Below are 25,387 nucleotides of genomic sequence, written 5' to 3' on the forward strand. Positions count from 1 at the left end.
ATCCAGTGGTGGGCCGTGACACGCGGCCCCGCGGGCCGTAACGGCGTCGAGTCCGCTGTCGCCTACAGCTTCTCCGCGTTCCGCGCCTGCTCGACGCGCTTGGTCGCCTGTTCGATCCGCTTTCCGGTCGCGTTCGCGAGCCCGGGCGGGAGCCCGGCCCGCGCGGCCGCGAGCCGCTCTTCGATCCGCGCGATCCGGTCGAGCACGTTCGCCAGCTGTCGATTCGTGCCCTCGCGGTCGCCCTCGCGGGCGCGCTCCTCGGCCCGCTCCGCTTGGTCGACCGCGGCGGCCAGCGCCCGTTCGAGCCCGTTGACCGCGTTCGACGGCCCGCCGCCGGAGCCGCCTCCGCCGCCCGCCCCGCTTCCGCCGCCGGAGTCGTCGTCATCGTCGCCGTCGTCGCTCCCGTCGCCGTCGTCCTCCGCCGCTGCGGCCGCGACCGCTGCGCGCGTCTCCTCGGCCACGTCGGCGACGTAGCCGGCGAGCGGGGCCGCGCCCGTCTCGGGGCGCTCGATCCGGATCGGGTCCTCGGTCTCGCCGGAGTCGTCTCCGTCGTCGCTGCCGGAGGCCGCCGGGTCCGGGTTGACGCGGTACGCGCCGACCTCGTCGTCGGCGTCGCGGACCTCGGTCGTGTACGCGCCCCCGGCGTGGACGTAGACCGCGTCGCTGCCGTCGATCGCGGAGTCGTAGATCCGCCCGGCGAAGTCGTCCTCGACCGCGGTCCGGGTCAGGTCGACGTCGCTCTCCGCGTCCGACAGCTCCACCTTCCGCGCGTTCTCGCGGGCGACGAGCGGGATCTCGCCGTCGGCGCCGGCCATCGTCACCGGCTCGTCCGCCGAGACGGTCAGGGTCTCGCTGTGTGGGGTCCGCCCGGCGCCGTTCACCGTGAGCCGGTGGTCGCCCTCTGGAACGCCGTTCGCGACCGCGACGCCGCCGGCGAACGTCGGGACCGCCTCGGGGTCGCTCTCGATCAGGACGAACGACTCGACGCCCGCGTCGGTCGTCGTCAGCCCCTCGCCGTCGGGCGCCTCGTCGGTCTCGGTCGCCTGCGTGACGCGCGCGACGACGGCGTCGAGCGACTCGGCGGCGCCGTCGCCGAACGACGGGTCCTCGGCGATCGCGTCGTACCGGGCCGCCAGCTCGGAGCGGTGGTTCCCGGCGGTGACGTCGAGCGCGGGGTTCTCGTAGCGGGGCTGCTCCCACGGGACGCCGGTGGTCGTGATGTGGCTCGCGACGGCGTCCTCGACCGCCTGTGGGACCGCGAACTCGAAGCTGAGCTGCGGGCCGGTGAACGCCGCGATCTCCTCCAGTTCGGCGCTCTCGACGAGGTCGTACTCGACGACCTCGTCCGCGGTCTCGTCCGCGATCGGGTCCTCCCGGTCGCCGTACCGGTAGGCGATCCCGGTCTCCCGGAGCGGGAGGTCGGTCGGCGGCGACCGCAGCGCGTCGAGCGAGCGGATCGTGAGGGCGCCGTCGACCAGCGACTCCTCGGTGACCGAGGGGAGGTCGGGGTGGTCGTAGATCGGTTCGCCCTCGTACTCGGGGACGACGAAGGGGAGCCGGGCGCCCTCGTCGCGCGGGAGCCCGTAGGCGATCGGGATCCCGAGGAGGTCCTCGACCGTGTCGATCGTCGTGTTCGTGATGTCCGCGAGGAGCCCCTCCTCGCCGACGCGCTGGAAGGTGTCCGCCTGTTCGTTGACCGAGAGCGTGCTGGAGTGGGAGCCGAGTTCGGGTAAGATCCGCGGGACGACGTCCGGGTCCGGGTCGAGGAACTCGTTGTTCGGGACGCTCCGGGAGTGCGAGCTGGCGACGTACAGCTGGGGGTCGCCCGTGTCGAGGTCGACGAACACGTGGAGTACCTCCCAGTCGTGCCAGTGGAAGTTCGCGGTGAACTGGTCGAACGCCGAGTAGAACCAGAACTGGACGACCGCGAGCGGGGAGTCCTCGTAGCGCATCCCGTTGTAGAACACCGTCGGGTTCGGCGGCTCGCCCGCCTCGTCGTACCGCTCGTGGTAGCCGTCGAACGCCGCGAAGCCGTCGACGACCGTCTCACCGTCCTCCTCGACGGTGTACGGGCGCGGGTCGGTCGGGAACCACGGCTCCGCGGCGTCGAAGTACAGCGTCGGCGCGAACCGCGCCGCGAGCTCGTCGAGCCGGTCCGGGTCGAGGTCGCTCGTCGCGGCGTCGTCCGGTTCCGAGCCGGAGCAGCCGGCGACCGCGGCGCTCCCGGCGCCCGCGAGCGCCCCGAGGACCGTCCGACGGTCGACGCGAGTCGGGCGGTCGACGCGGTTCGCGCTCGCTCCGCCGAACGCGTCGTCCGGATCGGTCTCGTTCTCGCCGTCGCGCTTGTCGGGTGCCCGATCCATCCTCTGTGGCGATGAGAGCCGGAGGAATAACCCTTCTGCCGCCTGCGCGCCGTTCGATCCGCTCGTCTGTCACGTCTCATAGCGGGAGTGAGTATCGCAGATCGGCGGCCGCAGTGTGGTATTTAAATAGCCGTGAGCGACGGCTACGATCGCTTATAAATCGCAGGCGGTGGCGCGCCTGCGAGCGGCCGCCACCGGCGGCCGCGAGCCAGCCCGCGAGGGACGCGGTGAGCGCTCAGAGAGCGCGAACCGCGAGGCTGGGGAGGTGTGAGGCTCCGGTGCTGAGCGGTGCGGGAGGGACTCAAAGGGGCAGTCGCGAGGCGGCCGCAGGCGACGTAAGCACCGCAACGAGGGAGCGGTAGCGACCGAGTGAGGAGCACAGCGAGCGTGCGCCCGCCTCGCGACTGGGGCTTTGGAGATCGCCATCTCAGCAGCGTCGATCATTTATAAACAGCCGACAGCAACACCGCTATCCGCGTCATAAATGGCCTCACCCGCGACGTACTACACCCACTCCCAAAATCGGTCAAAGCGGCCCCTGTAGCGACCGATCGTTCTGACGACGACCGCTCCCGAATCGGGTCGCGGCGGATCCGGGGAGAAGGTATTTGCGGCCGGCAGCCCGACTCGGGGGCATGGACGGGAAGCAGGCCCTCTACTACGCGGCGATCGCGATCGCGGTGTTGATCGGGGTCAGCATCGTCGTGAGCGTGGTTTCGGCGATCCTGGGGCTCGTGTCGGCGATCGTCTCCGGGATCGTCTCCCTGGCAGTCCTCGCCGGAATCGTCTACGTCGCTTATAAAGCCGGCTCGTGGCTCCTCGGTGACGACGGGGGCTCGACGGGTTCCGGTTCGCTCGACTCGATCGGGTCGTCGTCGACCTCGGCCGACACCGGGACCAGCCGACAGGACCGACTCCGCCAGCAGTACGTCGAGGGGCAGATCAGCGAGGCGGAGTTCGAGCGCCGCATCGGCGAGGAGCTGGAGACCGAGGAGGTCGACGACATCGACCGCGAACTCGAACGCGAGCGCTGAGGGAGTTTAAAAACGGTCCCGAAGCTCCTCGCGGAGGTCGTCGACGTCGAGGTCCTTCATCGCGAATAACACGAGCAGATGGTAGACGAGGTCGGCGCTCTCGTAGGTGAGCTCCTCGCGGTCGTCGTCCTTCGCCGCGAGGATCGCCTCCGTCGTCTCCTCGCCGATCTTCTCTAAGACGGCGTTCTCGCCCTTCTCGTGGGTGAAGAGGGAGGCCGTGTACGACCCCTCCGGGAGCTCTTCCTTCCGCGATTCGATGGTGGCGAACAGCTCGTCGAGGACGGCCTCGGACGGGATGTTCGGGTCCTCGTCGGGTTCGAGACCCGGACCGTCGCCCTCAGTCGGCTCGCTCACGCGACCACCTCCCGCTCGGGGAAGAAGGCGAGGTCGTGGATCCGCGGGTCGTCGGTGAGCTCCGGGTGGAACGCGGTGGCGACGACCGGGCCGTCACGCACCGCGACCGGACGCCCGTCGACCGTCGCGAGCGTCTCCACGCCCGCGCCCACGTCGTCGATGGCGGGCGCGCGGATGAACACGGCGTGGAAGGGGTCGTCGAGCCCGGCGACCGGGACCTTCGCCTCGAAGGAGTCCTTCTGTCGCCCGAACGCGTTGCGGTCGACGGAGACGTCGACCAGCCCCAGCGGCTCGACCCGCTCGTCCTTCGCGTCGGTCGAGCAGACGATGAGCCCGGCACAGGTCGCGAGGACGGGCTTTCCGCTCGCGGCGTGTGCCTCGATCTCGGGGGCGATCCCCTCGCGGTGGATCAGCCGCGAGATGGTGGTCGACTCCCCGCCCGGCATGAGGAGGACGTCGCAGTCGGGGACGATCCCCGCGTCCCGGACCTCGACGACCTCGGCGGACTCGTCGTGGGCGGCCGCGGCGTTGCGGACGGCGGCGGCGTGTTCGGCCACGTCGCCCTGAACGGCGATGACGCCTGCTTTCATACGGATCGGTGGGGCGGGCGCGTGGAAAAAGGGCGCGCTACGCGGTCGGTCGGGTCACGGCCGATGCGTCGCTAAAAGGGCGGTTGCGCGTCGGCAAAACGAGGGCGGCGCGTCGAGCGCCTACGCGACGGTCAGCGACAGAATCTGGACGAACACGCCGAAGAGGACGCAGAACGCGACGACCGTCTTGGGGTCGATCGCGATGGCGTTCCGGTCCTCGTTCTCGAAGTAGCGGACCAGTCCCGCGCTGGACATCAGCCCGCCGGAGTTGGAACCACTCATGCCCGGTTCTGGGCGGCGCCGGGTTCTAAACGTTTCGCTCGCCGCTCGCGCGTAACGACCGCCTTTGACGCGCCGTTGGTGGACCGCGATGACCGCGCGCACACACGAGTGGGAAACCCTTATGCGCGGGCCGGCGATAGTTGACGCCGACTATGACCGTTCGACTGCTGGATTTCCACGCCGAGTGGTGCGGCCCGTGTAAGACCCAAGACCCCATCTTGGAAGAGATTCAGGAGGACCTCGGCGACGCGTTCGAGCTCCAGAAGGTCGACGTCGACGAGGAGCAGGACGTCGCGAACCAGTACCAGGTCCGCTCGCTCCCGACGCTCATCGTCGAGAACGACGACGGCGTCGTCGACCGCTTCGTCGGCGTCACGCAGCGCGAGGACATCGAGGCCGCCCTCTCGGAAGCGGGCGCCTAAAGCGGACGCCTGACGCGAGCTCTCGCTCGCACCCGTTCTTCCCGCGGTCGCCGCGGCGTCTCGCAACCTTTTACAGCACCGCCCGTCCAGTAGTCGTATGGCCAGTTTCGACGCCGCCGAACGTCGCATGCTCGACCGACAGATCTGTATGCGCTGTAACGCCCGCAACGCCTCCGAGGCCGAGCGCTGCCGCAAGTGCGGCTACACCAACCTCCGCCCGAAGGCGACCGAGCGCCGCGCCGCGTAATCCGGTCGGTTCCGGGCCGGGTTCGGCCCTTCTCGCGAATTCTCTCTTTGCCGGCCAGCCGCGCGTGTGGCTCGCTTCGACGGCCAGCCGCGCGTGGGCCTCACGCCTCCCCAGCCTCGTCGCTCGCGCTTAAAAGCGCTCGCGACTCCCTCGCGCGTGCGACTCGCGCCCTGCGGGCGCTCGTCGGCACGCGCCGACGTGGGCGGTCGGTCTTGTCGCCGCTCGTTTTTTTTTTAAATAGGACTCCCGCTCACTCGTCGGGATACTTCGGCTCGCGGCGCTCGGCGCGCTCCGTCGCGCGCTCGATCACCTCGCGGACGGTGTCCGGCCCGTCGGCGGCGCGGTAGACGTCGCCGTGGCCGGGGAACATGGCTTCCCTGGTGTCAGGCATGCGGTCGAGAATCTCGTGAAGGCTCTCGATCAGGCGCTCGCGCGACTGGCCGGCCATGTCGGTGCGGCCGAACGAGCCGTCGTCGAAGGCACCGTCGTTGTAGACGACGACGTCGCCGGAGTAGAGCCGCTCCTCGCCGACGAGCGAGACGTGGTCGTCGGCGTGCCCCGGCGTGTGGACGACCTCGCAGGCCTCGCTGCCAACGAGTATCTCGTCGCCGTCTTCGAGCGCGACGTCGCGGCGCGGATGGTCGGCGTACGCGAACACTCGGGGGTCGAAGCGGTCGACCACGGCGTCGAGCTCGCCCACGTGGTCGTGGTGCTGGTGGGTCACGACGAGGCGGTCAAGGCCGTCGACGCCGGCGTCGTCGAGCGCGTCGGCGATGACCTCGTCCACGCCGGGCATCGTTCCCGCGTCGACGAGCGTCGTCGCGTCCCCGACGACGAGGTACGCGTTGCAGGTGAACTCCTCCGCGTCCGCGGTGACGGTGATCGGCTCCATGCCCGTACTCGCTCGCGGAGCGACAAAAGGGTACAGCCGCGGTCGCGCCTGCGCCCGCCCGGCTCTCGGCGGCGCTCGGACCCGGTGGCGGCCGTGGATTTATCAGTCGCGCCCTGTTAGTCACACACACATATGGGCTTCGGCAGCTACGACGAGTCCGAACAGGAGAATCAGGACCTGGACGCGGACTTCGACGACGACGACGGTGTCCGGGCTGCCCAGGAAACCCACCAGGGGTCCGTCGACTACGAGCCCGGCGCCTCGAACGACGAGCTTCTCGACCGGCTCCAAGAGATCAAGTCCGAGGACGCGTGAGTGACGCCGCCGAGCCGCACGCTCGGCATCGCCTTCTCTGACGCCCGCGACGCGAGCCACGCGGCCGGCGTCGTCATCCGCGCCGACGGGACGCCGGACGGCTTCGCGTTCGCGACCTGTACCGTCGGCGGGACCGACGCCACCGACGCCGTTATCGACTGCTGGCGCGCGCTCGACCGCGAGGACGTCCGCCACGTCGCCTGCGCGGGCGTCGCGCCGGCGTGGTTCAACCTCCTCGACCTCGACCGGCTCCGCGAGGCGCTCGACCGCCCGGTCTACGCCGTGAGCTACGAGGCGAGCCCCGGGCTCGAACCGGCCCTGCGCGACGCGTTCGACGGCGACGCGCTCGCCGACCGCCTCGCGACGTACCGGTCGCTGCCGCCGCGGGTTCCGGTCGACGCCGCGGACGACGACGCGCCGGACTCCGACGACCCCCGCTTCGTCCGCGCGGTCGGCGTCGATTCCGACGAGGCGGCCGCGGCGATCCGAGGGCTCACCCGCGACGGCGAGCGGCGCTGCGAGCCGCTCCGGATCGCAGGGCTCGCCGCGAGCGCGCACCGCGAGGCGGCGACCGAGTGACGCGTCCGCGGGGTTCGGCCGGCGGACGCGCTCGGACCGACCGACGCTACTTAGACGACCGCGCCCGCAACGCCTGTATGAGCGAACACGGCGGCGACGGCGCCGCGCTCGACGAGGACCTGTGCGTTCCCGGCTGCGAGCGCTGCCCGGAACTGGTCGCGTCGCGGAGCCGGATCGTCGACGGGGTCGGCCCCACCGACGCGGACCTGCTGTTCGTCGGCGAGGGGCCGGGCGCCACCGAGGACGAGGAGGGCGAGCCGTTCGTCGGGCGCTCGGGCGACGTGCTCGACGAGGCCCTGCGGGACGCGGGGCTCGCCCGCGCCGACGTGCGGATCACGAACTGCGTGCGGTGCCGGCCCCCCGACAACCGCGACCCGACGACCGAGGAGCTGGCGAACTGTCGCGGCTACCTCGAAACGGAGATCGACCGGCTCAACCCCGAGCTGATCGTGACGCTCGGGAAAGTCCCGAGCGAACACCTCCTCGACCGCTCGGTGGCGATCACTTCCGAGTCGGGCGACGTGGTCGACGCGCGGATCGCGGGCGAGTCGCGGCGCGTCCTCCTCTCTGTCCACCCGGCGGCGACGCTGTACGACCGGAGCCAGCGCGACGGCTTCTTCGAGACGATCGCGCGGGCGGCCGAGCTGAGCGGCGTCGGAGAACGGAGCGGAGACGGCGGGGACGGCCAGTCGCGGCTCGGCGAGTTCTGAGCGGCGTCAGTCTCGGTCGGACCGGTCGCCGACGCCGAGCCACTTCTTCGCGTCGAACAGGCCGCGGATCGCTTCGATCAGCCCCTTCCCCTCGTGCTCGCCGGGCCGGAGCCGGGCGCGGATGCGCGAGGAGATCAGCTCGATGCCGAGGACGACGATGAACACCATGATCAGGCCGGCCGCGGTCTGCTGGAACTCGAAGAGGTCCTGGCTGTTCCGGATCATCAGCCCGAGGCCGCCGGCGCCGACGACGCCGAGCGAGATGGCGATCCGGGTGTTGATCTCTAAGATGTACAGCGTCCACGCGATGAAGGAGCGCGACACCTGACTCAGCATGCCGAAGCTCACGGTCTGGGTGCCAGACGCGCCCGTCGACCGGATCGCCTCGATCGGCCCCTCCTCGATCTCCTCGAGGTCGTCGGTGAACAGGCGGCCGAGGTTCCCGATGCTGTCGGTCGCGATCGCGAGGACCGCCGTCACCTGCCCCGGCGGGCCGATAGGGATGTACAGGAAGATCCAGACGATGGCGGGGATGGCGCGGATGCCGCTGAGGGTGCCCCGGAAGATGAAGTTGAAGGGGAACGGTGTGACGCGCTCGCTCCCGAGGACGCCGAGGACGAGCGCGAACGGGAAGGCGAACACGGTGCCCATGAAGCCGAGGAGGAGCGTCACGAGGCTCGCCTTCACCAGCGACTGCCGCTGCGACTGGAAGCTCTCGACGATGTGTGCGCCGCCGTCGCCGAAGCTCGCGGGGATCGCCTGTAACCCGGTGATCCCCTGGTCTTTCGTGTAGATCGTGAAGTTCTGGAAGTCGGGCGGGAAGAAGCCGGTCGCGATGAACTCGTACATCCCCGGGAGCCGCTCGGCGACGACGCTCGACTGGAAGCCGATGAAGCCGAGCCCCCAGTAGGTGACGCCGAGGACCGCGGCGAGCAGCACGCCCCACAGCAGGTACTTGAGTCGGCGGAGCCGTTCGAGCGTGCGGAACTGGTCGTCGATCGCCGAGTCAGGCGGCGAGCTCACGCCCGCTCACCCCCGTCGGCGGCGGCGTCGGCCTCGCCGAGCTCGTCGCCGCTCGTTCCGGTCGGGACCGTCTTGCCGCCCTGGGGCTCGCCGTAGTAGATCCGGTCCATCTCGTCCATCGTGAGGTCGTCCGCGTCGCCGTCGAAGATCACTTCCCCGTCGCGGATGCCGAGGAACCGGTCCCCGAACTCGCGCGCGATGTTCACCTGGTGGAGGCTGGTGATCGTGGTGAGGTCCTGCTCGGTCGCCGCCTTCTTGAGATAGCGCATCACGTCGCGGGCGGCCTTCGGGTCGAGACTGGCGACCGGCTCGTCGGCGAGGACGATCTCGGGGTTCTGGACCAGCGCGCGGGCGATCCCGACGCGCTGTTTCTGGCCCCCGCTCATCGACTCGGCGCGCTGGCCGGCCTCGTCGAGGAGGCCGACCGTCTGGAGGGCCTCCAGGGCGGTCCGCTTGTCGACGTCGTCGTGCATCCCGAGGGCGCTCCGGAGGAGCCCGTTCCGGGAGAGCGCCCCCGACAGGGCGTTGCCGAACGCGGTCTTGCTCTCGATGAGGTAGTGTTCCTGGAACACCATCCCGACCCCGCTGCGGTTCCCTTGGAGCTCCTCGCCGCCGATGCGAACGGAGCCTTCGGTGGGCTGCGTGAGCCCGTTCAACACCCGAAGCATCGTCGACTTTCCGGCGCCGGAGGGACCGAGGAGAATGACAAACTCCCCCTCGTCGATGGTGAACGACACGTCGTCGAGGGCGACGGTGTCCTCGTCGTATATCTTGCTGACGTTTTCGAATTCGATCGTTGGCATGAGGTTTGACTTTGTCCGAGAACGGACCGATCGTATGAAAAACGATCCGAAGTTGGGGACCGAGCGGGCTCCTACTGGTTGAAGATGTCAGTCCCGACGCCGAGCTCGTCGGCGACGTCGATGACGGACTGGTAGTCCTCCCGGCTCGACTCGCGGACGCGGCTGAACCAGAGGTCGTCTTCGGTGCCGTCCTCGCCGTCCGCGCCGTAGTAGATGCTGTCCGGACCCTCCAAGAACGCCTCTTGGATGGCGGTCTTCACGTCGTCGCTCAGTTCGGGCGAGACCACGATGGGCGCGCGCGGGAGCCCCTCGTCCGCGTGGAGGGTCGTCGCGACCTCCTGCCACTCCTCGGGCGCGGGGCCGGTCTTCGTGTCGCGGACGAATCCGCCCATCGCCGCCGCGTCGACCTGGCCCTGTTCGAGCAGGGTGTACGAGCCCACGTGACCGCCGGCGAACCGGGCGTCGAACTCGGCCTGCGAGCCGTTGCCCTCGGGGAGTTCACCGACGTCGAGGCCGCCCTGGTTCGACATGCTGTACAGCGGGTACAGCGCGCCGCTCGTCGAGAGCCGGTCGGAGAACGCGACCGTCTTGCCGGAGAGGTCGGACAGCTCCGTGATGTCGCTGTCGTTCGGCGTCGCGATGATGCTCTTGTACGTCCACCCGCCGTAGCCGTACCGCTGGAGGATGATCTCCGCGTTGTCGGTCATCACGCCGAGCGCGGCCGCGAACGGTCCGGTCTCGGCGATGTCCAGCGTTCCCTGGCCGAGCGACTGGATGATGGCGCTGTAGTTGCTTCCGATGGTCCCCTCGACGCTGAGGTCGCTGGGGACATCGTAGTTCTCCCGGAGGTAGCTCCCGATGTGGTCTTCGAGCGGGGAGTACTGTACGTTGAGGTCCTCCTGCGGGACGGACGGCGAGATGCCGAAGTCGACCGTGCCGTCGCCGCCGAAGGTCATCTCCGGGTCGCTGTCCGACCCGTCCGACCCATCGGACCCGTCGCCGCCGTCGGACCCGTCGCTACCGTCCGACCCATCGGACCCGTCGCCGCCGCCGCTACAGCCGGCGAGTCCAACGATACTTGCTGCGCCCGCGACCTTGAGGAATTGGCGTCGTCGCTCCATGAGGAGTACATATTGGCGTTTTACTGATCTATCAAAAGTGTTGCTGTTCAAATATACGGACAGGTATATACTGCTCTGTAGTGGATCCCGGATGGAAACTGACTTCCACGCAGGTGATGTATCGGTAACATGGACGAATCTCCAACGGATCGAGAGGTGTCCGTCGCCCTCGTGGACTACGGTCTCGGGAACCTCCGGTCCGCGACCCGCGGGCTGGAACGCGCGGGCGCGACCGTCGAGATCACCGACGACCCCGAGGCGTTCGCCGCGGCCGACGGGGTCGTCCTCCCCGGCGTCGGCGCGTTCCGCGAGGGGATGGAGAACGCCGGCCCCCTGCGCGAGGCGCTGACCGACCACGCCGAGGCGGGGCGCCCCCTCTTCGGGATCTGCCTCGGGATGCAGATGCTCCTCACCACGAGCGAGGAGGCCGACCACGAGGGCGAAGGCGAGGTGACGGGCCTCGATTTGGTCCCCGGCACTAACGTCCGGTTCGACGTGGACCGGAAGGTGCCGCACATGGGCTGGAACGAGCTGGAGGTCGCGCGCGACCACCCGATCGTCGAGGGCGTCGACGGGGAGCACGCCTACTTCGTCCACTCTTACTACGCCGAGCCGGACGACGCCGACGCGGTCGTCGCCACCGCCGACTACGGCGTCGACTTCCCGGCCGTCGTCGCCAACGAGGCCGGCAACGTGTTCGGCACGCAGTTCCACCCCGAGAAGAGCGGCGAGACGGGGCTGCGGATTCTGCGGAACTTCGTCGACTACTGCGCCGAGCAGTAGTCGGCGACCGCGTTCGCTTTTCTCAGAGCGCGTCGTACGGCCCGGGCTTGGCCGCGGTCAGCCGCTCGACCTGCTCGTCGGAGAGGTCGATCGTCGCGGCCGCGAGGTTCTCGCGGAGCTGGTCGACGGTCCGGGCGCCGACGATGGGCGCGGTGACGCCGTCGCGGTGCGCGAGCCACGCGAGCGCGGTCTGCGCGGCCGAGGCGTTAACCTCGTCGGCGACCGCGTCGAGCTCGTCGTGGACGTCGAAGTTCTCCTCGGTGAGGTACGCCTCCTGGAACCGGCTCGACTCGGCTGCCTTCGAGTCGTCCGGGAGGTCGGCGTCGCGGTCGTACTTCCCGGTCAGGAAGCCCTGCCCGAGCGGGCTCCACGGAGAGACGGCGAGGTTTCGCTGGCGCGCGAACTCGAGGTAGTCCCCCTCGACCTCGCGGTCGACGAGGTTGTAGCGCGGCTGGAGAACCTTGAACGGCTCCCACCCCTCGCTCCGGGCGATCTCGTTGGCGCGGGCGACCTTCCACGCGTTCGGGCGGAGCGTGGAGGCGCCGAGGTAGTGGACCTTGCCGGACTCGACGAGCCCGTTCAGCGTCTTCATCAGCTCCCGGGCGGGCGTCTCGTCGTCCCAGCGGTGGATGTAGAGGACGTCGACGTAGTCGGTGTCGAGCCGGTCGAGGAGGGCGTCGACGCGGTGCCGGACGTTCTTGCGGTTCGTGCCGCGGCTGTTCGGGTCGCCGTCGCGGATCTGCCAGTACACCTTCGAGGCGACCGTGTAGCGCTCGCGGTCGCGCTCGGCGAGCCAGTCGCCGATCCAGCGCTCGCAGTCGCCGCCGCCGTACACGTCGGCGGTGTCGATGTAGCGCCCGCCGGCGGTCTCGTAGGCGTCGAGCAGCTCGTGGGCGCGGTCCTCGTCGATTTCGACGTTCCCCGCCTCGGTCACGCGGCCGAACCGCCACGTGCCGAACTGGAGTTCGCTCGTCCGCAGGCCGGTTCGGCCGAGCGGCACGGTTCCCAGATCGATCTCGTCGAGTTCGGGCGTCATCGTCGAACGGTTGTCGCGGTCGACGCAAAAAGCCTCAGCAACCGGATGCGGTGTGTGAACTCTCGCCTATCGCCGAGGACGGGAGCGGGGGCGGCGGCTACTCGCAGGTCACGGCGAAGTTCTCCTCCGCCGCGGTCGCGGTACACACCGGACAGCCGGACTCGAGTATCGTCTCCCGCATCGCGTCGTTGACTTCGATGGTCTGCTCGCAGTCCGGACAGGTGAAGTGAACGGTGGTCAACGGCTTTCCTCTCGTCTTCTCCGGACGCGGGCTGCGGACATAAATGGACGGTTCCCGGACTGCGGCCGGTCGCCGAGCGGCGGCCCGGTCACTCCGTCCGCGGGACCGCGTACGCCCCGACCGCGAGGAAGCCGGCGGCGAGCGCGGTCAACACGAGCAGGTCGCCGGCCCACGCCCCACCCTCGAAGGTGATCGCCCGGGTCCCCCGCGCGAAGTACGTCAGCGGCGAGGCGGCGACCGCGGGCAGGAACCACTCCGGCAGCAGCGACGGCGTGACGAACGTCTCGGAGAGGAAGAGGAGGGGGAGCGCGACCGTGTTGCTCGCGGCGATCACGCCGTCCTGCGAGTCGGCGAGCGCGCCGAGGACGGCGCCGAGCCCGCAGAACAGCGCCACCGCGACCGCGACGAAGACGGGCAGCGCGGCGAGCGCGGGCGAGACGATCAGGGTCGCGTCAGTCACCGCGAGCACGAGGCCGAGGATGAGCAGGCTCGCGGCGCCGATGATCCCGACGTTGACGAGCGTGTGCGCGAGCAGCCACTCGGCGCGCGAGAGGGGCGTGGTCGCCAACTTCTCGAACCGGCCGCCGTCGCGGTGGCGCGCGATCTCGGAGCCCACCCGCGACAGCGGCGTGAACAGGACGACGACCGCGAGGTACCCCGGGATGTAGTAGCCCGCCGGCTCGGCGAAGAGGCCCCCGCCGGTCGGCTGAGTCCGCACCAGCGCGCCGAAGATGACGACGAGGATGACCGGGAAGAAGAAGGTGAAGAACACCGCCGTCCGGCGGCGGAGGAACGAGCGCCCCGCCGCGACCGCCTCCGTCCGGATCCGGCCGAGGCGGGTCATCGGTCGCCCTCCTCATCGATTCCGGCCCAATCGTCCGCTCGTTCCCGCCGCGTGTACTCCTCGCCGGTGAGCCGCAGGTACACGTCCTCCAGCGACGGCTCCGACCACGACAGCGAATCGAACGCGACGCCGGCGTCGTCGAGCGCGTCGACCGCGGCGCCGATCGACTCGGGCCGCACCCCGCGCACCCGGAGCCCCTCGTCGGTCGCCTCGACGGTCGGATCCTCGCCGAGGCGCTCGCGGACGCCGGCCGCGACCGCCGCGACGACCTCGTCGGTCGCCGGTTCCGCCGTCGCCGCGTCGAGCCGGGGCGCGCCGCCGTGTTCCGCCACGAGCCGGTCGGGGGCCCCGCTCGCGACGACCCGGCCGTCGCGGAGCATGGCCACGCGGTCGGCGAGCCGCTCGACCTCGTCCATCGCGTGGCTCGTGAGGAAGACGGTGGTGCCGCCGGCCGCGAGGCGCTCGATCAGCCGGTGGATCGCCCGCCGGCCGGCGGGGTCGATCCCGGTCGTCGGCTCGTCGAGGAACAGGAGGTCGGGGTCGTTGACGACGGCGGTCGCGACGCAGGTCCGGCGCTTCTGGCCGCCCGAGAGCGTCTCGTACCAGGCGTCCGCATCGTCGGCCATCCCCACGTCGTCGAGGACCGACTCCGTGTCGCGCGCCTCGTCGTAGAGCCCGCCGTAGTAGTCGACCAGCTCGCGGGCCGTGAGCCGCGCGGGCGGGTCGAACGACTGCGGGAGCAGCCCGATCCGAGCCGGGTCGACGTCGCGGGGCGGGGCGCCGAAGACGCGCAGGTCTCCCTCGGCCTCGGTCGTCCCTGTCAGCGCGCGCACCAGCGTCGTCTTCCCGGCGCCGTTCGGGCCGATGAGCCCGAACACCTCGCCCGCGGCCACGTCGAGGTCGACCCCGTCGAGCGCGTCGACATCCCCGTACGACTTCCGCACGCCCTCGCCGACGACGACGGGGTCGCCGCCGGCGGCGTCGGGGGGGCCCGGAGTCGCCCCGTCGGCGGGGGCGTCGACCGCGGCGTCGGTCGCTGTCTCGTCCATGGCCCGACTGCGGCCGCGGCGCGCGTAAGGGTTGCTTTTCGGTCGGCGACACGCCCCACCCAATCAACTTCGGCGCGTGCCTGCGAGCGGCCGCCCCGGCGGCCGCGAGGAGCACGCGCGAGGGACGCGGTGAGCGACGGGCGACCGAAGGGAGCCCGAAGCGAACCGCGAGGCTGGGGAGGTGTGAGGTGCGGCTGCTGTGCGGGTGGGACTCAAAGGGGCAGTCGCGAGGCGACCGTAGGCGACGTAAGCACCGCAGCGAAGGAACGGAGTGACTGAGCGAGGAGCGCAGCGAGCGTACGGTCGCCTCGCGGCTGGGGCTTTGGCGGTGTTCGCCGTCGATCCGCGATCTGTTGTTTATAAGTGAGCGGCTGGGGCTTTGGCGGTGTTCGCCGCCGATCCGTGATCACCTATTTATAAACAAGCGACTGGGGCTTTGGCGGTGTTCACCGCCGATCTGCGATCAACCATTTATAAGCGAGCGACTGGGGATTCGGCGGTCGTCGTGGTTCCGAGACCGATCTGGTCCGGCCCCGCGGCCGGTGCGTCGACGATTGCGCTCTCGACACCGGCCGAGCCTCACTCCCTCCCCACGCAATCGACCATCTCGTCACGGTCCGTTACCCCTAAGCGAGGCGCTCCCGACCTACGGCGTATGCACTACCACGAGGCGGCGGCGTTCCTCTTCGACCTCCGCCGCTTCTCGGTCAAGCCCGGCACGGAGCGGGTCGAGGCGCTCTTGGCGCACCTCGGGGATCCCCAAGAGGAGGTCCCGTTCGTCCAGATCGCCGGGTCGAACGGGAAGGGCAGCGCGGCGCGGCTGACGGAGTCGGTCCTGCGCGAGGCGGGGCTGTCGGTGGGGCTGTACACCTCCCCGCATCTCTCGGCGCTCGCCGAGCGCGTCCGCGTCGACGGCCGGGAGATGACGGAGGCCGCGATCGCCGACTTCGTCGAGGAGGTGCGCCCGTGGCTGATCGACCGGGCGGCCGCCGGCGAGCCGCTCACCTTCTTCGAGGTCGTCACGGCGATGGGGATCCGGGAGTTCGCGCGCCGCGATGTCGATGTCGCCGTTCTGGAGGTCGGCCTCGGCGGCGAGTACGACGCGACGAGCGCGGTCGACCCGGTCGCCACCGCCGTGACGAACGTCTCCTTGGAACACACCGACGTGCTCGGCGACACGATCGGGGAGATCGCCCGCACCAAGTCCCGGATCGCCCGTCCGGACGCGCCGTTCGTCACCGCCTGCGAGGGCGAGGCGCTGGAGGTCGTCCGCGAGGTCGCCGGCGAGGCCGGCGCGCCGGTGACGCGGGTGACCGGCGACGACGGTTCCGGGAGCTCCGAATCCGACGGGATCGACGACCCGCCCGCGTTCGCCGCGACCTACGAGGGCCGCGTCAGCGCCACCGACGCCGAGGTCTCGCTCCGCGGCGAGCGCGAGGGAACGTACCGGCTCCCGCTCGTCGGCCGCCACCAGGCCGCGAACGCGGCGGTCGCCGTCGCGCTCGCGGACCGGACCGCGGCGGCGCTTGGGGACGCGGTGCCGGCCTCCTCGGAAACCGCGCTCCCCGACCGCGCCGTGCGCGACGGCCTCGCGCGGGCGACGTGGCCCGGCCGCTTCGAGGTGGTCGACACGGCGCCGCTGACCGTCCTCGACGGCGCGCACAACCCCGCGGCCGCCCGGACGCTCGCGGCGACGCTGGACGAGTACGACTACGACGACCTCCACCTCGTGTACGCCGCGATGCACGACAAGGACCACGCCGAGACCGCCGCGGCGCTCCCCGACGCCGCGACGGCGGTCACCTGCCGGCCCGCCATCGATCGCGCCGAGGACCCCGACGTGCTCGCGGCCGCGCTCCGGTCGGCGGGGGTCGGCGAGGTGAGCGCGGGCGACGACGTGGCAGACGCGCTCGCCGACGCCGTCGACCGCGCAGACCCGGACGACTGCGTGCTGCTCGTCGGCTCGCTGTTCGCGGTCGCGGAGGCCCGGGCGGCCCGAATGCGGACCGTCCGTGAGCGCACGGTCGGCGACGCAGACGACTCGGCGCACGCGCTCGACACGGCGGGCGTCCCGCCCGCGGGCGTCGCGGCCCACCGGGACGGCGTCGACCACCGCGTCCTCACGCTCCGGCTGCGCGGCGACCGCGCCGAGCGCGTCGCGAGCGAGGCCCGGGCGGTCGGCGGCGACGCGGCCCTCGGCGGCCTCGGCGCGGACGAGGACCGGGGGGCCGGCGGCGAGCAGGTCCCGGTCACCGTCGCGGCGACCGTCGCCGAACTGCGCGAACTCGTCGACCGGCTCGCTGCGGCCGACGCCGGCGGGCTCGGCGGCGTGGCGGCCGGCCTCGCTGCGGCGGCCGGAATCGAAGCGCAGGAGGGCGACGCGAGTGACGAGGACGACCCCGACTTCCCGTGGACCGACCGCACCGCCGTGATGGGCGTGCTCAACGTGACGCCGGACTCCTTCCACGACGGCGGGCGCCACGCCGACCTCGACGACGCGGTCGCGGGCGTCGAGCGGATGGTCGAGGCCGGGGTCGATATCGTCGACGTCGGCGGGGAGTCCACCCGTCCGGGCGCGGAGCCGGTCCCGGTCGAGGCGGAGATCGAGCGCGTCGTCCCGACGATCGAGGCGATCCAGTCGGTGCCCGCGGTCGGCGAGGGCGACGTGCTCGTCTCCGTCGACACGCGGAAGCCGGCGGTCGCCGAGGCGGCGCTCGACGCCGGCGCGGACGTGATCAACGACGTGACCGGGCTGGAGGACCCCGAGATGCGGTCGGTCGTCGCCGACGCCGACTGCCCGGTGATCGTGATGCACAGCCTCGACGCGCCGGTCGATCCCGACGCCGACCCCGAGTACGACGACGTGGTCGGCGAGGTCGTCGACGAGCTCCGCGAGCGGCTCGCGTTAGCGGACACGGCCGGTATCGACCGCGACCGCGTCATCGTCGACCCTGGGCTCGGCTTCGGCAAGTCGCCGGCGGAGGACTTCGAACTGCTCGCCCGCTGCGGGGAGTTCGCGGCGCTCGGCTGCCCGGTCCTCGTCGGCCACTCGCACAAGTCGCTGTACGGCGCGGTCGGCCGCGGCGCCGACGACCGCGAGCACGCGACGGTCGCGGGCACCGCGCTCGCCGCCGACCGCGGCGCGGACATCGTCCGCGTCCACGACGTCGCCGAGAACCGCGCGGCGGTCGACGTCGCCGCCGCGGTGAACGGCGCGCTTCGGGACGGAGACGGAGAGGACGGCGCGCTGCGCGAGGACGGCGCGCTGCGCGACGACGAGGACGCGGAATGACTCGGAGTCGGCCTCCGGTCCCGGCCTCGCGCCGCGCCGACGGCAGCGTTTTGCCTCGCGACCCCCTCGCGCCCGTATGACCCGGCGCCTGCTGCTCGGCTGTAGCGCGGTCGGGAACGCGCTCGTCGAACACGCGCGCGACGAGCGCGGCGGGCGCGACGATCTGGTGGCGATCACCGACGACACCGGCTGGGTGTCGACGCTGCGCGACCGCAACGTCGCCACCGTCGAGGCCGACCCGACCGACCCCTCGACGTACCCGGACGCGGCCGCGGTCGTGCTGATCGCGAGCGGCGACGCCGAGCGAAACGTCGCCGCCGCGCGGGCGGCACGGGAGCGGTACCCCGAGGCGCTGATCGTCGCCCACCTCGGGACGGCGCCGACCGACGAGCAGCGGGCGGCGGTCGAGGCGGTGGCCGACCGCGTGGTCGACCCGGTCGAGTCGGTCGCCGACCGCGTGTTCGAGGCGGTCGGTCTCGACGACGGCCGCGGCTCGGACGTCGACGCGGAGTTCGCCGGCGTCGACGGCGGGAGCGGCGAGAAGCCCGCTCGCCTGCTCTCGGCGCTCCGGGGGCTCTCGGGGCCGCTGCTGGTCGTCGCGCACGACAACCCCGATCCGGACGCCATCGCGAGCGCGCTCGGGTTAGCGCGGATCGCGGCATCGATCGGGGTCGAGGCGGACGCCTGCTACGGCGGCGAGATCGCCCACCAGGAGAACCGCGCGCTGGTGAACCTCCTCGACATCGGGCTGCGGTCGTTCGACGAGATCGACCTCGACGCGTACGGCGGCGTCGCCTTGGTCGACCACTCCCGCGCGGGGATCAACGACAGCCTCCCCGAGGGCCACCCGGTCGACGTCGTCGTCGACCACCACCCGCCGCGGGGGCCGGTCGCGGGGTCGTTCGTCGACATCCGCCCCGCGGTCGGCGCGACGAGCACGCTCATCTCCGAGTACCTCTCGCGGTACGGGATCGCGCCGGAGCGGGACCTCGCCACGGCGCTTTTATATGGCATCCGGATCGACACGAAGGACTTCACGCGCGCGACCGCCATCGACGACTTCGAGGCGGCGGCCGCGCTGCTCGCGCACGCCGACGAGTCGACGCTCGAACGCGTCGAGAGCCCGAGCGTGAGCCCCGAGACGCTGCGCGTCCTCGCGGCCGCCATCGAGAACCGCGATGTCCGCGGGTCGGTGGCGGCCTCCTGCGTCGGGGAGATAGCCGACCGCGACGCGCTCGCGCAGGCGGCCGAGCGGCTCCTCGACTTGGAGGACGTGACGGTGACGTTCGTCTACGGCTACATGGACGGCGTGATCTACGGCTCCGCCCGCGCCCGCGGCGCCGACCTCGACGCGGGCGAGCTGCTTCGCGACGCGCTCGACCCCGTCGGCTCCGCCGGGGGGCACGCCTCGATGGCCGGCGCGCAGGTCCCCCTCGGCATCCTCTCTGAGGTCTCCGAGTCGGAGTCGCTGGCGGACGTCGTCGAGGCGTTCGTCGCCGGGCGCTTCTTCGAGGCGCTCGACGACGCGCCCGCGCAGCCGACCGGGCTCCCCCCGGAGTTCCCGACCGACTGAGGTCGCCGAGAGGCGGTCGTGCGGGAATCGCGCAACGGTCGCAACGTACATACGACGCGCCGGCCAACTGTGGGACATGACCGACGACATCGTCGAACACCGTCGACTGATCATCGCCGGCACCGGTATCTCGGGCCTCTCCGCGGCGATCTACGCCGCGCGCTCGAACAACGACCCGCTGCTCATCGAGGGCGACGAGCCGGGCGGCCAGCTGACGCTGACGACCGACGTGGAGAACTACCCCGGCTTCCCCGAGGGGATCTCCGGGCCGAGCCTGATCAACGACATGAAAGAGCAGGCCGAGAAGTTCGGCGCCGAGGCCCGCAACGGCGTCATCGAGGACGTCTCGAAGGAGCCCGCGGGCCACTTCCGCGTCGCGCTCTCCGACGGCGATGTCTACACCGCCGACGCCGTCATCGCCGCGTCGGGCGCCAGCGCCCGGACGCTCGGCGTCCCCGGCGAGGACGAGCTGATGGGGTACGGCCTCTCGACGTGTGCCACCTGCGACGGCGCGTTCTTCCGCGACGAGGACATGCTCGTCGTCGGCGGCGGCGACGCTGCGATGGAGGAGGCGAACTTCCTGACGAAGTTCGCGGACACCGTCTACATCGCCCACCGCCGCGAGGAGTTCCGCGCCGAGGACGTGTGGATCGAGCGCGTGATGGACAAGGTCGACGACGGAGAGATCGAGCTCCTCCTCAACACCGAACTCACCGAGATCCACGGCACCCCCGAGGACGGGATCGACCACGTCACGCTCGTCGAACACCCGGACGGCCACCCGACGGAGAAGCTGGACGACCCGGCGACCGCCGACGAGGTCGACGAGTACGCGTTCGACGTGGGCGCCGTCTTCTACGCCATCGGCCACACGCCGAACACGGACTTCCTCGAAGGGACCGGCATCGAGACCGACGACGACGGCTACCTGATCACCGAGGGCGGCCGCGGCGGCGGGCAGACCCGAACCGGCGTCGAGGGCCTGTTCGGCGCCGGCGACGTGGTCGACTTCCACTACCAGCAGGCGGCCACCGCGAGCGGCATGGGCGTGAAGGCGGCGCTCGACGCCGACGAGTACCTCTCCGAGCGCGAGCGCGCCGGCGAGCTGTACGAGGCCGAGGTCGACGCCGCGGCCGCGGACGACTGAGGGGCGGTTCGCCGCTTTCGTCGCGTCCGGGTCACCGCTCCGACGCCCCCGTCCGCCCCCGTGAGGCGATCGGTGACTCAAACTCTTCTTTGCGTTATACGCGGTACTATCCGCGGTCCCGCCGTCGTTCGAAACGAGATGAACAGACGCGGTCTTGCCGTCGTCGCCGCTGCGCTCGCGTTGTTCGTGACCGGTAGCGCCGTCGCCCTCGCCGGTCCCGTGTCGGGAGGTCCCGGCGGCCTCCTCGGCGGAGCGAGCGATCCGCCGGCGCTGCTCCACTTCGATTCCGACGAGGTCCGCTGTCCCGACGAGTTCGCGGCCAACAGCTCCACGTCGGTGGCTGCCGGGCCGGGGAACACGGAGATAACGTACGCTCGAAACGTCTCGCTGCCGAGTTCCTCGCACGCGGTCGGCGGCCCGACGTTCGAACGGCTGAACGAGTCGGCCTACGTCCTCGACGTCCCGATCGAAGAGGCGGGGAACGCGTCCCGGTCGTGCTCGGGCGTCGTCCGCTACAACGGCACGATGCGGATTCCCGCGGGCGAGGACCCGTGGACCCTGATCGTGAAACAGGACGGCGAGACGGTCACGACGCTCCGCGGCGACTCGGACTCCTCGCTCCTCGGCGGGTCGACGAGCGTGAGCGGGAGCGTTTCGGCCCCGGAACAGACGGACGGCTCCACGAACTCGTCAGGAGACTGATGTCGCATCGGCGGTGAACACCGCCGAAGTCCCAGCCGTTCGTTTATAAGCCGCGGCTCCGGAGAACACCTCCAAAGCCCCAGCCGCTTGCTTATAAACAGTTGATTGTGGATCGGCGAAGAATGCCTCCAAAGCCCCAGCCGCTTGCTTATAAACAGTTGATTGTGGATCGGCGAAGAATGCCTCCAAAGCCCCAGCCGGGAGGCGGGCGCACGCTCGCTGCGCTCCGCACTCGGTCGCTCACTCCGTTCGCTCCCTCGTTGCGGTGCTTGCGTCGCCTGCGCCCGCCTCCCGGCTGCCCCTTTGAGTCCCACCCGCCCCGCACCGCCCCGCGCCTCACGCCTCCCCAGCCTCGTCAGCCGCCTCCGCTTCGCTCCGGCGACTGACTCCCTCGCACCGGCGGTTCGCGGCCCGAAGGGCCGCTCACCGGGGCGCGCCACCGCGGTTCTATTTATAAATAGTCGCTGCCCGCCTTACGACAGGATTTCGACCTCGTAGCCGTCGGCTTCGAGCGCGTCGACGATGTCGGCGGCGTGTTCGGCGTCGTCGGTCTCGAGTTCGAGCTCGAGTTCGGCGGCGTTGACGGCCACGTCCCGCGAGGTGCGGTCGTGGTGGACCGCGTACACGTTCGCGCCGGTGCGCGCGACGATGCTGGAGACCCGTTCGAGTTCGCCGGGGCGGTCTTTTAAATCGATGGTGATCTTGAGGTACCGGCCCATCTGGACCAGCCCGCGGCGGATCACGGTGCCGAGGCGGTTGAGGTCGATGTTGCCGCCGCAGAGCGCGGCGACGATCGTCTCGCCGTCGTCGTACTCGAAGGCGTCGGAGAGGACGGCGGCGAGCGCGACCGCGCCGGCGCCCTCGACGAGCGTCTTCGCGCGTTCGAGGAGGAGCGTGAGGGCCAAGGCGATCTCGCGGTCGTCGACGGTGACGACCTCGTCGACGTACTCCGCCATGACCTCCAAGGTCTGCTCGCCGACCGACCGCGTCGCGATCCCGTCGGCGATCGTGTCGACGCTGTCGATCTCCGTCACCTCCCCCGCCTCCAGCGACTTCGCGGCCGAGGCGGCGCCCTCCGCCTGAACGCCGACGACGCGCACGTCGGGGAGCTGTTCTTTGATCGCGACCGCGACCCCCGAGATCAGCCCGCCGCCGCCGATCGGGACGACGACGGTGTCCAGATCGGGGCAGTCGTCGACGATCTCGAGGCCGAGCGTCCCCTGGCCAGCCATCACGACCGGGTCGTCGAACGCGTGGACGTAGGTGCGGTCCTCCTCCTCCTCCAGCCGGTGCGCGTACGCCTGCGCCTCGTCGTAGTCGACGCCCTCCAAGCGGACGCTCGCGCCGTACCCGCGGGTGGCCTTCACCTTCGAGACGGGCGCGAACTTCGGCATCACGACGGTGGCGTCGACGCCCGCGCGGCTGGCCGCCAGCGCCACGCCCTGCGCGTGGTTGCCGGCGCTCGCGGTGACGACGCCGGCCTCGCGCTCCGCGTCGGAGAGCGTCTGGATCCGGTTCATCGCGCCGCGGATCTTGAACGCGCCGGTCCGCTGGAAGTTCTCCAGCTTGAGGTGGAGGTCCGCGCCGCTCATCTCGGAGAAGGAGCGCGACCGCTCCAAGGGCGTGTGGCGGGCGACGCCCGAGACCCGCTCGCGCGCCTCGCGGATGTCGGCGAGTGTGAGCATGCCACCTCGTCGCCGCGCCGCCCGCTAATCGGTTCCGGTCGGTCTCGATCGAAAAAGCGGCGAGCGACCGCCGCGTCGCGGTCGCCGGCTCGACCGACGAGCCGATCGCGGGTCGACGGCCCGGATCGACGACGCGGCCGCTCGCGGTTGATAAGGGGGGAATGCACGCGTGTGACGTGCGAGTGAAACGTGGCGACGGGAATACAAAAAGGTGAGGCTACCAGAGCGGAAGTGAAACCGCACGACTGCGCCGCCGTCATCGCTCCGTCAGACGGGATCTCGGGGGGTGAGCCGCACCCGCACGTCGCGGTCGTCGAGGACCGACCGCACCCGCTCCGCGAACGGTCCCGTTCCGGGCCACGTCGCGTCCGCGTCGAGCCGGTCGGGGTCGCCGACGTACACCGCGGCGGCGTCGGGATGCCCGGTCGGCGCGTCGAGCGGCACGGCCTCGCGGACGTACAGCCCGCCGTCGACGTCCTCGTACGCGTCGAGCGCGTCGACCTCGTCCGTCCGGAGGAGCCGCCCCGCCGTCTCGCCGCCCGGCGCGAGCGTCGGGTACCGCCCCTCGACGAGCCGGAGCCCGTCGAGCGTCGCGGGGCCGACGAAGACGAACGAGTCGACGACCTCGGCGACTCGATCCGGTTCGGTCAGCGTCCCGTACACGAAGACGTCCATGGGGCCCGTGGGTCGCTCGCGGGCTTCAACGTTCGGGCGCTCCCGGTCCGACGCGGTCGACTTCCCCGCGACGCGGCCCCGCTCCCGTCGCCCCCGACCTCCGGCGACGCCGACCGCCTCCGGTATATCAATACCGCGGGGGCCCGTCGAACGCGACGCATGGACCTCCCGCGGCTGCGGCGCGTCTGGAAGCGCGTGTTCGCGCTCGCGTGGCCTGTCATGGCCGAGCAGACGTTCCGCACCGCGATGCGGACGACGGACATCCTCGTCACCGCGCTGTTCTCGCCGGCCGCGGTCGTCGCCATCGGCCTCGCGGACCTGTACGCCCGGTTCCCGCTGCGGATCGGGCTCGGCCTCGGCGGCGGCGCCATCGCGCTCTCCTCGCAGGACACCGGCGCGGGCGCCGCGGAGAACCGCGACGAGGCGGTGACGCAGGCGATCCTGCTCGGCGCGCTCGCGGGGGTCCCGTTCGTCCTCTTCGGGTTCCTCTTCGGCGAGTTCGCGATCGACGTGTTCGGCCGACTCGTCGGCGAGCGGACCTCGCCCGCGGTGGTCGACCTCGGCTCGACGTACCTCGCGATCGTGTTCGCGACCGCCCCCGCGCGCCACGTCGCCCTCGTCGGCGCCCGCGCGCTCCAGGGGACCGGCGACACCCGGACGCCGATGTACATCAACATCGCCGCTAACTCCGTCAACATCGTGGGGTCAGTCGTCCTCGGGCTCGGCCTGTTCGGCCTGCCGCGGCTGGAGGTCTTCGGCGTCGGCCTCGCGACCGCGGGCGCGAACGTGCTCACGGCCGGCCTGCTCTGTTTCGCGATCTGGGGGTCGTGGACCGACGCCGAGTTCGCGTGGCCGCGCGACCTCACGATCGCGAAGCAGCTCCTCGTCGTGAGCGCCCCGCGCGTGCTGGAGGGGTTCGGCTCCGAGATCGCGGAGTTCCCGTTCAACGCGCTCCTCCTCGGCTTCGGCGAGACGGTCAACGCCGGCTTCCAGATCGGCCGCCGCGTCTACCAGCAGGTGACCGGACCGCTCTCGCGCGGCTACAACGTCGCGGCGTCGATCCTCGTCGGACAGGCGCTCGGCGAGGGCGACCCCGAGGCCGCGCGGTTCAACGGGTGGGCGGTCGCGAGCCTCGGCGTGCTCACGGTCGGCGCGATCGGGCTCGGGCTCGTCGTCGCCGCGCCGCGGATCGTCCCGATATTCACCGACGACGCCCCGACGATCGCGTCCGCGGTCGACTTCGCGCGGGTGTACGGCGTCGCGGGCGCCGCGCTCGCCTGCTTCTCCGCCCTCTCCGGCTCGCTTCAGGGCGCCAGCGAGACGCGGATCCCCCTCGTCGCGCGCGTCTCGGGCATGTTCGGGCTCTTCTTAGGCCTCTCGTGGCTGCTCGGTCGCACCGCCGGGTTCGGCCCCGAAGGCGCGTACGTGGGGGTGTTCGCCGCCTACGCCTGGATGGCGCTCGTCGTCGCCGCCGGCTTCCGGTACACGGACTGGGCGAGCCGCGCCGCGGACATGATGGACGCGCGCGGGTCCGGGCCGGGCGCCGAGTCAGACGCCGCGTCCGGCGACGGCTCGCGCGCGGACGATTCGCCGTGAGACGGGAGAACGGAAGCACTTCCGCGACA

At 71.2% G+C, this 25,387-nt stretch carries 27 protein-coding genes; 12 read left to right on the forward strand and 15 right to left on the reverse strand.

Translation table 11 applies throughout. From position 1 onward, the window contains the following. Nucleotides 1-62: 62 nt before the first annotated feature. The gene (locus B378_RS0101245; protein ID WP_017342012.1) at nt 63-2,363 is read right to left on the reverse strand and encodes a hypothetical protein; all 2,301 of its coding nucleotides are present in this window, start codon (nt 2,361-2,363) and stop codon (nt 63-65) included. 635 nt (nt 2,364-2,998) lie between these two features. On the opposite strand from B378_RS0101245, the gene B378_RS0101250 reads away from it, so the two are divergent. Beyond that, nucleotides 2,999-3,397, forward strand: coding sequence for a hypothetical protein (locus tag B378_RS0101250; protein WP_017342013.1), 399 nt, complete (start codon nt 2,999-3,001; stop codon nt 3,395-3,397). Nucleotides 3,398-3,403: 6 nt separating this feature from the next. Here B378_RS0101250 and hisE read toward each other — a convergent pair whose 3' ends face one another. The 3 genes from hisE to B378_RS0101265 all read right to left on the reverse strand — a co-directional run bounded on the left by hisE (nt 3,404) and on the right by B378_RS0101265 (nt 4,623). Beyond that, nucleotides 3,404-3,751: a phosphoribosyl-ATP diphosphatase gene (gene hisE, locus B378_RS0101255; RefSeq protein WP_017342014.1), complete on the reverse strand. Its 348-nt coding sequence runs from the start codon at nt 3,749-3,751 to the stop codon at nt 3,404-3,406. Then, nucleotides 3,748-4,341 carry a pyridoxal 5'-phosphate synthase glutaminase subunit PdxT gene (pdxT, locus tag B378_RS0101260; protein WP_017342015.1) on the reverse strand — a complete coding sequence of 198 codons (594 nt, stop codon included), beginning with the start codon at nt 4,339-4,341 and terminating at the stop codon, nt 3,748-3,750. The genes hisE and pdxT overlap by 4 nt, the downstream gene beginning before the upstream one ends. Before the next feature lie 120 nt (nt 4,342-4,461). Beyond that, on the reverse strand, nt 4,462-4,623 hold the full coding sequence (locus tag B378_RS0101265; RefSeq protein ID WP_004598786.1) for a preprotein translocase subunit Sec61beta: 162 nt from the start codon (nt 4,621-4,623) through the stop codon (nt 4,462-4,464). Between the two features lie 152 nt (nt 4,624-4,775). On the opposite strand from B378_RS0101265, the gene B378_RS0101270 reads away from it, so the two are divergent. Both B378_RS0101270 and B378_RS0101275 read left to right on the forward strand, forming a co-directional pair. Further along, nucleotides 4,776-5,045, forward strand: a complete 270-nt coding sequence (locus B378_RS0101270; protein ID WP_006111654.1) for a co-chaperone YbbN — start codon at nt 4,776-4,778, stop codon at nt 5,043-5,045. Between the two features lie 97 nt (nt 5,046-5,142). Continuing rightward, nucleotides 5,143-5,292 (forward strand): 50S ribosomal protein L40e, encoded by a 150-nt coding sequence (locus B378_RS0101275; RefSeq protein ID WP_017342016.1) that lies wholly within the window; start codon nt 5,143-5,145, stop codon nt 5,290-5,292. 250 nt (nt 5,293-5,542) lie between these two features. Here B378_RS0101275 and B378_RS0101280 read toward each other — a convergent pair whose 3' ends face one another. After that, on the reverse strand, nt 5,543-6,184 hold the full coding sequence (locus B378_RS0101280; protein WP_017342017.1) for an MBL fold metallo-hydrolase: 642 nt from the start codon (nt 6,182-6,184) through the stop codon (nt 5,543-5,545). A gap of 132 nt (nt 6,185-6,316) precedes the next feature. Here B378_RS0101280 and B378_RS0101285 point away from each other — a divergent pair, with 132 nt between their 5' ends. The 3 genes from B378_RS0101285 (at nt 6,317) to B378_RS0101295 (ending at nt 7,788) form a co-directional block, all read left to right on the forward strand. Continuing rightward, the gene (locus B378_RS0101285; RefSeq protein WP_007995123.1) at nt 6,317-6,499 is read left to right on the forward strand and encodes a DUF5786 family protein; all 183 of its coding nucleotides are present in this window, start codon (nt 6,317-6,319) and stop codon (nt 6,497-6,499) included. Then, nucleotides 6,500-7,078, forward strand: coding sequence for a DUF99 family protein (locus tag B378_RS0101290; RefSeq protein WP_017342018.1), 579 nt, complete (start codon nt 6,500-6,502; stop codon nt 7,076-7,078). It begins immediately after the preceding gene. Between the two features lie 77 nt (nt 7,079-7,155). Beyond that, nucleotides 7,156-7,788: a uracil-DNA glycosylase family protein gene (locus B378_RS0101295; RefSeq protein ID WP_017342019.1), complete on the forward strand. Its 633-nt coding sequence runs from the start codon at nt 7,156-7,158 to the stop codon at nt 7,786-7,788. 6 nt (nt 7,789-7,794) lie between these two features. On the opposite strand, the gene B378_RS0101300 is transcribed toward B378_RS0101295, so the two are convergent. From B378_RS0101300 to B378_RS0101310, 3 genes are all read right to left on the reverse strand, one after another. After that, on the reverse strand, nt 7,795-8,811 hold the full coding sequence (locus B378_RS0101300; RefSeq protein ID WP_017342020.1) for an ABC transporter permease: 1,017 nt from the start codon (nt 8,809-8,811) through the stop codon (nt 7,795-7,797). Then, entirely contained in the window at nt 8,808-9,614 is an 807-nt protein-coding gene (gene phnC / locus B378_RS0101305) for a phosphonate ABC transporter ATP-binding protein (protein WP_017342021.1), read from the reverse strand. The genes B378_RS0101300 and phnC overlap by 4 nt, the downstream gene beginning before the upstream one ends. A gap of 71 nt (nt 9,615-9,685) precedes the next feature. Beyond that, a complete protein-coding gene (locus B378_RS0101310) occupies nt 9,686-10,735 on the reverse strand; it encodes a phosphate/phosphite/phosphonate ABC transporter substrate-binding protein (protein WP_017342022.1) in 1,050 nt (349 codons plus the stop codon). A 129-nt stretch (nt 10,736-10,864) separates the two neighbouring features. Here B378_RS0101310 and hisH point away from each other — a divergent pair, with 129 nt between their 5' ends. Continuing rightward, nucleotides 10,865-11,518 carry an imidazole glycerol phosphate synthase subunit HisH gene (gene hisH / locus B378_RS0101315; protein WP_017342023.1) on the forward strand — a complete coding sequence of 218 codons (654 nt, stop codon included), beginning with the start codon at nt 10,865-10,867 and terminating at the stop codon, nt 11,516-11,518. Nucleotides 11,519-11,540: 22 nt separating this feature from the next. Here hisH and B378_RS0101320 read toward each other — a convergent pair whose 3' ends face one another. The 4 genes from B378_RS0101320 to B378_RS0101335 all read right to left on the reverse strand — a co-directional run bounded on the left by B378_RS0101320 (nt 11,541) and on the right by B378_RS0101335 (nt 14,688). Next, nucleotides 11,541-12,554 carry an aldo/keto reductase gene (locus B378_RS0101320; protein WP_017342024.1) on the reverse strand — a complete coding sequence of 338 codons (1,014 nt, stop codon included), beginning with the start codon at nt 12,552-12,554 and terminating at the stop codon, nt 11,541-11,543. A 97-nt stretch (nt 12,555-12,651) separates the two neighbouring features. Further along, nucleotides 12,652-12,795: a hypothetical protein gene (locus B378_RS16565; protein ID WP_017342025.1), complete on the reverse strand. Its 144-nt coding sequence runs from the start codon at nt 12,793-12,795 to the stop codon at nt 12,652-12,654. An 88-nt stretch (nt 12,796-12,883) separates the two neighbouring features. Then, nucleotides 12,884-13,639 (reverse strand): ABC transporter permease, encoded by a 756-nt coding sequence (locus B378_RS0101330; protein ID WP_017342026.1) that lies wholly within the window; start codon nt 13,637-13,639, stop codon nt 12,884-12,886. Further along, the gene (locus B378_RS0101335) at nt 13,636-14,688 is read right to left on the reverse strand and encodes an ABC transporter ATP-binding protein (RefSeq protein WP_017342027.1); all 1,053 of its coding nucleotides are present in this window, start codon (nt 14,686-14,688) and stop codon (nt 13,636-13,638) included. The genes B378_RS0101330 and B378_RS0101335 overlap by 4 nt, the downstream gene beginning before the upstream one ends. Before the next feature lie 655 nt (nt 14,689-15,343). On the opposite strand from B378_RS0101335, the gene folP reads away from it, so the two are divergent. The 4 genes from folP (at nt 15,344) to B378_RS0101355 (ending at nt 21,402) form a co-directional block, all read left to right on the forward strand. Continuing rightward, the gene (gene folP / locus B378_RS0101340; protein WP_017342028.1) at nt 15,344-17,980 is read left to right on the forward strand and encodes a dihydropteroate synthase; all 2,637 of its coding nucleotides are present in this window, start codon (nt 15,344-15,346) and stop codon (nt 17,978-17,980) included. Between the two features lie 76 nt (nt 17,981-18,056). Continuing rightward, complete coding sequence (locus B378_RS0101345; RefSeq protein ID WP_017342029.1) at nt 18,057-19,553, forward strand: bifunctional oligoribonuclease/PAP phosphatase NrnA; 1,497 nt, start codon at nt 18,057-18,059, stop codon at nt 19,551-19,553. Between the two features lie 76 nt (nt 19,554-19,629). Then, a complete protein-coding gene (locus B378_RS0101350; RefSeq protein WP_017342030.1) occupies nt 19,630-20,700 on the forward strand; it encodes an NAD(P)/FAD-dependent oxidoreductase in 1,071 nt (356 codons plus the stop codon). 138 nt (nt 20,701-20,838) lie between these two features. After that, nucleotides 20,839-21,402 carry a hypothetical protein gene (locus B378_RS0101355; RefSeq protein ID WP_017342031.1) on the forward strand — a complete coding sequence of 188 codons (564 nt, stop codon included), beginning with the start codon at nt 20,839-20,841 and terminating at the stop codon, nt 21,400-21,402. Here the strand turns inward: B378_RS0101355 and B378_RS16055 are convergent. The 3 genes from B378_RS16055 to B378_RS0101365 form a co-directional block, all read right to left on the reverse strand. Next, nucleotides 21,391-21,591: a hypothetical protein gene (locus tag B378_RS16055; protein ID WP_082224190.1), complete on the reverse strand. Its 201-nt coding sequence runs from the start codon at nt 21,589-21,591 to the stop codon at nt 21,391-21,393. The genes B378_RS0101355 and B378_RS16055 overlap by 12 nt on opposite strands. 284 nt (nt 21,592-21,875) lie before the next feature. Then, on the reverse strand, nt 21,876-23,087 hold the full coding sequence (ilvA, locus tag B378_RS0101360) for a threonine ammonia-lyase (protein ID WP_017342032.1): 1,212 nt from the start codon (nt 23,085-23,087) through the stop codon (nt 21,876-21,878). A gap of 267 nt (nt 23,088-23,354) precedes the next feature. After that, complete coding sequence (locus B378_RS0101365; RefSeq protein ID WP_017342033.1) at nt 23,355-23,762, reverse strand: gamma-glutamylcyclotransferase; 408 nt, start codon at nt 23,760-23,762, stop codon at nt 23,355-23,357. Between the two features lie 159 nt (nt 23,763-23,921). Between B378_RS0101365 and B378_RS0101370 the strand changes: the two genes are divergently transcribed. Next, nucleotides 23,922-25,358: an MATE family efflux transporter gene (locus B378_RS0101370; protein ID WP_017342034.1), complete on the forward strand. Its 1,437-nt coding sequence runs from the start codon at nt 23,922-23,924 to the stop codon at nt 25,356-25,358. Nucleotides 25,359-25,387: the final 29 nt, after the last annotated feature.

The sequence above is a fragment of the Halorubrum sp. T3 genome (assembly GCF_000296615.1).
Classification (GTDB): domain Archaea; phylum Halobacteriota; class Halobacteria; order Halobacteriales; family Haloferacaceae; genus Halorubrum; species Halorubrum ruber.

Bases quoted from the DNA above. Each gene is read 5' to 3' on its own strand.
- B378_RS0101245 (WP_017342012.1), bottom strand. From the start codon at position 2,363: ATGGATCGGGCACCCGACAAGCGCGACGGCGAGAACGAGACCGATCCG.
- B378_RS0101250 (WP_017342013.1), top strand. From the start codon at position 2,999: ATGGACGGGAAGCAGGCCCTCTACTACGCGGCGATCGCGATCGCGGTG.
- pdxT (WP_017342015.1), bottom strand. From the start codon at position 4,341: ATGAAAGCAGGCGTCATCGCCGTTCAGGGCGACGTGGCCGAACACGCC.
- B378_RS0101265 (WP_004598786.1), bottom strand. From the start codon at position 4,623: ATGAGTGGTTCCAACTCCGGCGGGCTGATGTCCAGCGCGGGACTGGTC.
- B378_RS0101270 (WP_006111654.1), top strand. From the start codon at position 4,776: ATGACCGTTCGACTGCTGGATTTCCACGCCGAGTGGTGCGGCCCGTGT.
- B378_RS0101275 (WP_017342016.1), top strand. From the start codon at position 5,143: ATGGCCAGTTTCGACGCCGCCGAACGTCGCATGCTCGACCGACAGATC.
- B378_RS0101280 (WP_017342017.1), bottom strand. From the start codon at position 6,184: ATGGAGCCGATCACCGTCACCGCGGACGCGGAGGAGTTCACCTGCAAC.
- B378_RS0101285 (WP_007995123.1), top strand. From the start codon at position 6,317: ATGGGCTTCGGCAGCTACGACGAGTCCGAACAGGAGAATCAGGACCTG.
- B378_RS0101295 (WP_017342019.1), top strand. From the start codon at position 7,156: ATGAGCGAACACGGCGGCGACGGCGCCGCGCTCGACGAGGACCTGTGC.
- phnC (WP_017342021.1), bottom strand. From the start codon at position 9,614: ATGCCAACGATCGAATTCGAAAACGTCAGCAAGATATACGACGAGGAC.
- B378_RS0101310 (WP_017342022.1), bottom strand. From the start codon at position 10,735: ATGGAGCGACGACGCCAATTCCTCAAGGTCGCGGGCGCAGCAAGTATC.
- hisH (WP_017342023.1), top strand. From the start codon at position 10,865: ATGGACGAATCTCCAACGGATCGAGAGGTGTCCGTCGCCCTCGTGGAC.
- B378_RS0101320 (WP_017342024.1), bottom strand. From the start codon at position 12,554: ATGACGCCCGAACTCGACGAGATCGATCTGGGAACCGTGCCGCTCGGC.
- B378_RS0101330 (WP_017342026.1), bottom strand. From the start codon at position 13,639: ATGACCCGCCTCGGCCGGATCCGGACGGAGGCGGTCGCGGCGGGGCGC.
- B378_RS0101335 (WP_017342027.1), bottom strand. From the start codon at position 14,688: ATGGACGAGACAGCGACCGACGCCGCGGTCGACGCCCCCGCCGACGGG.
- folP (WP_017342028.1), top strand. From the start codon at position 15,344: ATGCACTACCACGAGGCGGCGGCGTTCCTCTTCGACCTCCGCCGCTTC.
- B378_RS0101345 (WP_017342029.1), top strand. From the start codon at position 18,057: ATGACCCGGCGCCTGCTGCTCGGCTGTAGCGCGGTCGGGAACGCGCTC.
- B378_RS0101350 (WP_017342030.1), top strand. From the start codon at position 19,630: ATGACCGACGACATCGTCGAACACCGTCGACTGATCATCGCCGGCACC.
- B378_RS0101355 (WP_017342031.1), top strand. From the start codon at position 20,839: ATGAACAGACGCGGTCTTGCCGTCGTCGCCGCTGCGCTCGCGTTGTTC.
- ilvA (WP_017342032.1), bottom strand. From the start codon at position 23,087: ATGCTCACACTCGCCGACATCCGCGAGGCGCGCGAGCGGGTCTCGGGC.
- B378_RS0101365 (WP_017342033.1), bottom strand. From the start codon at position 23,762: ATGGACGTCTTCGTGTACGGGACGCTGACCGAACCGGATCGAGTCGCC.
- B378_RS0101370 (WP_017342034.1), top strand. From the start codon at position 23,922: ATGGACCTCCCGCGGCTGCGGCGCGTCTGGAAGCGCGTGTTCGCGCTC.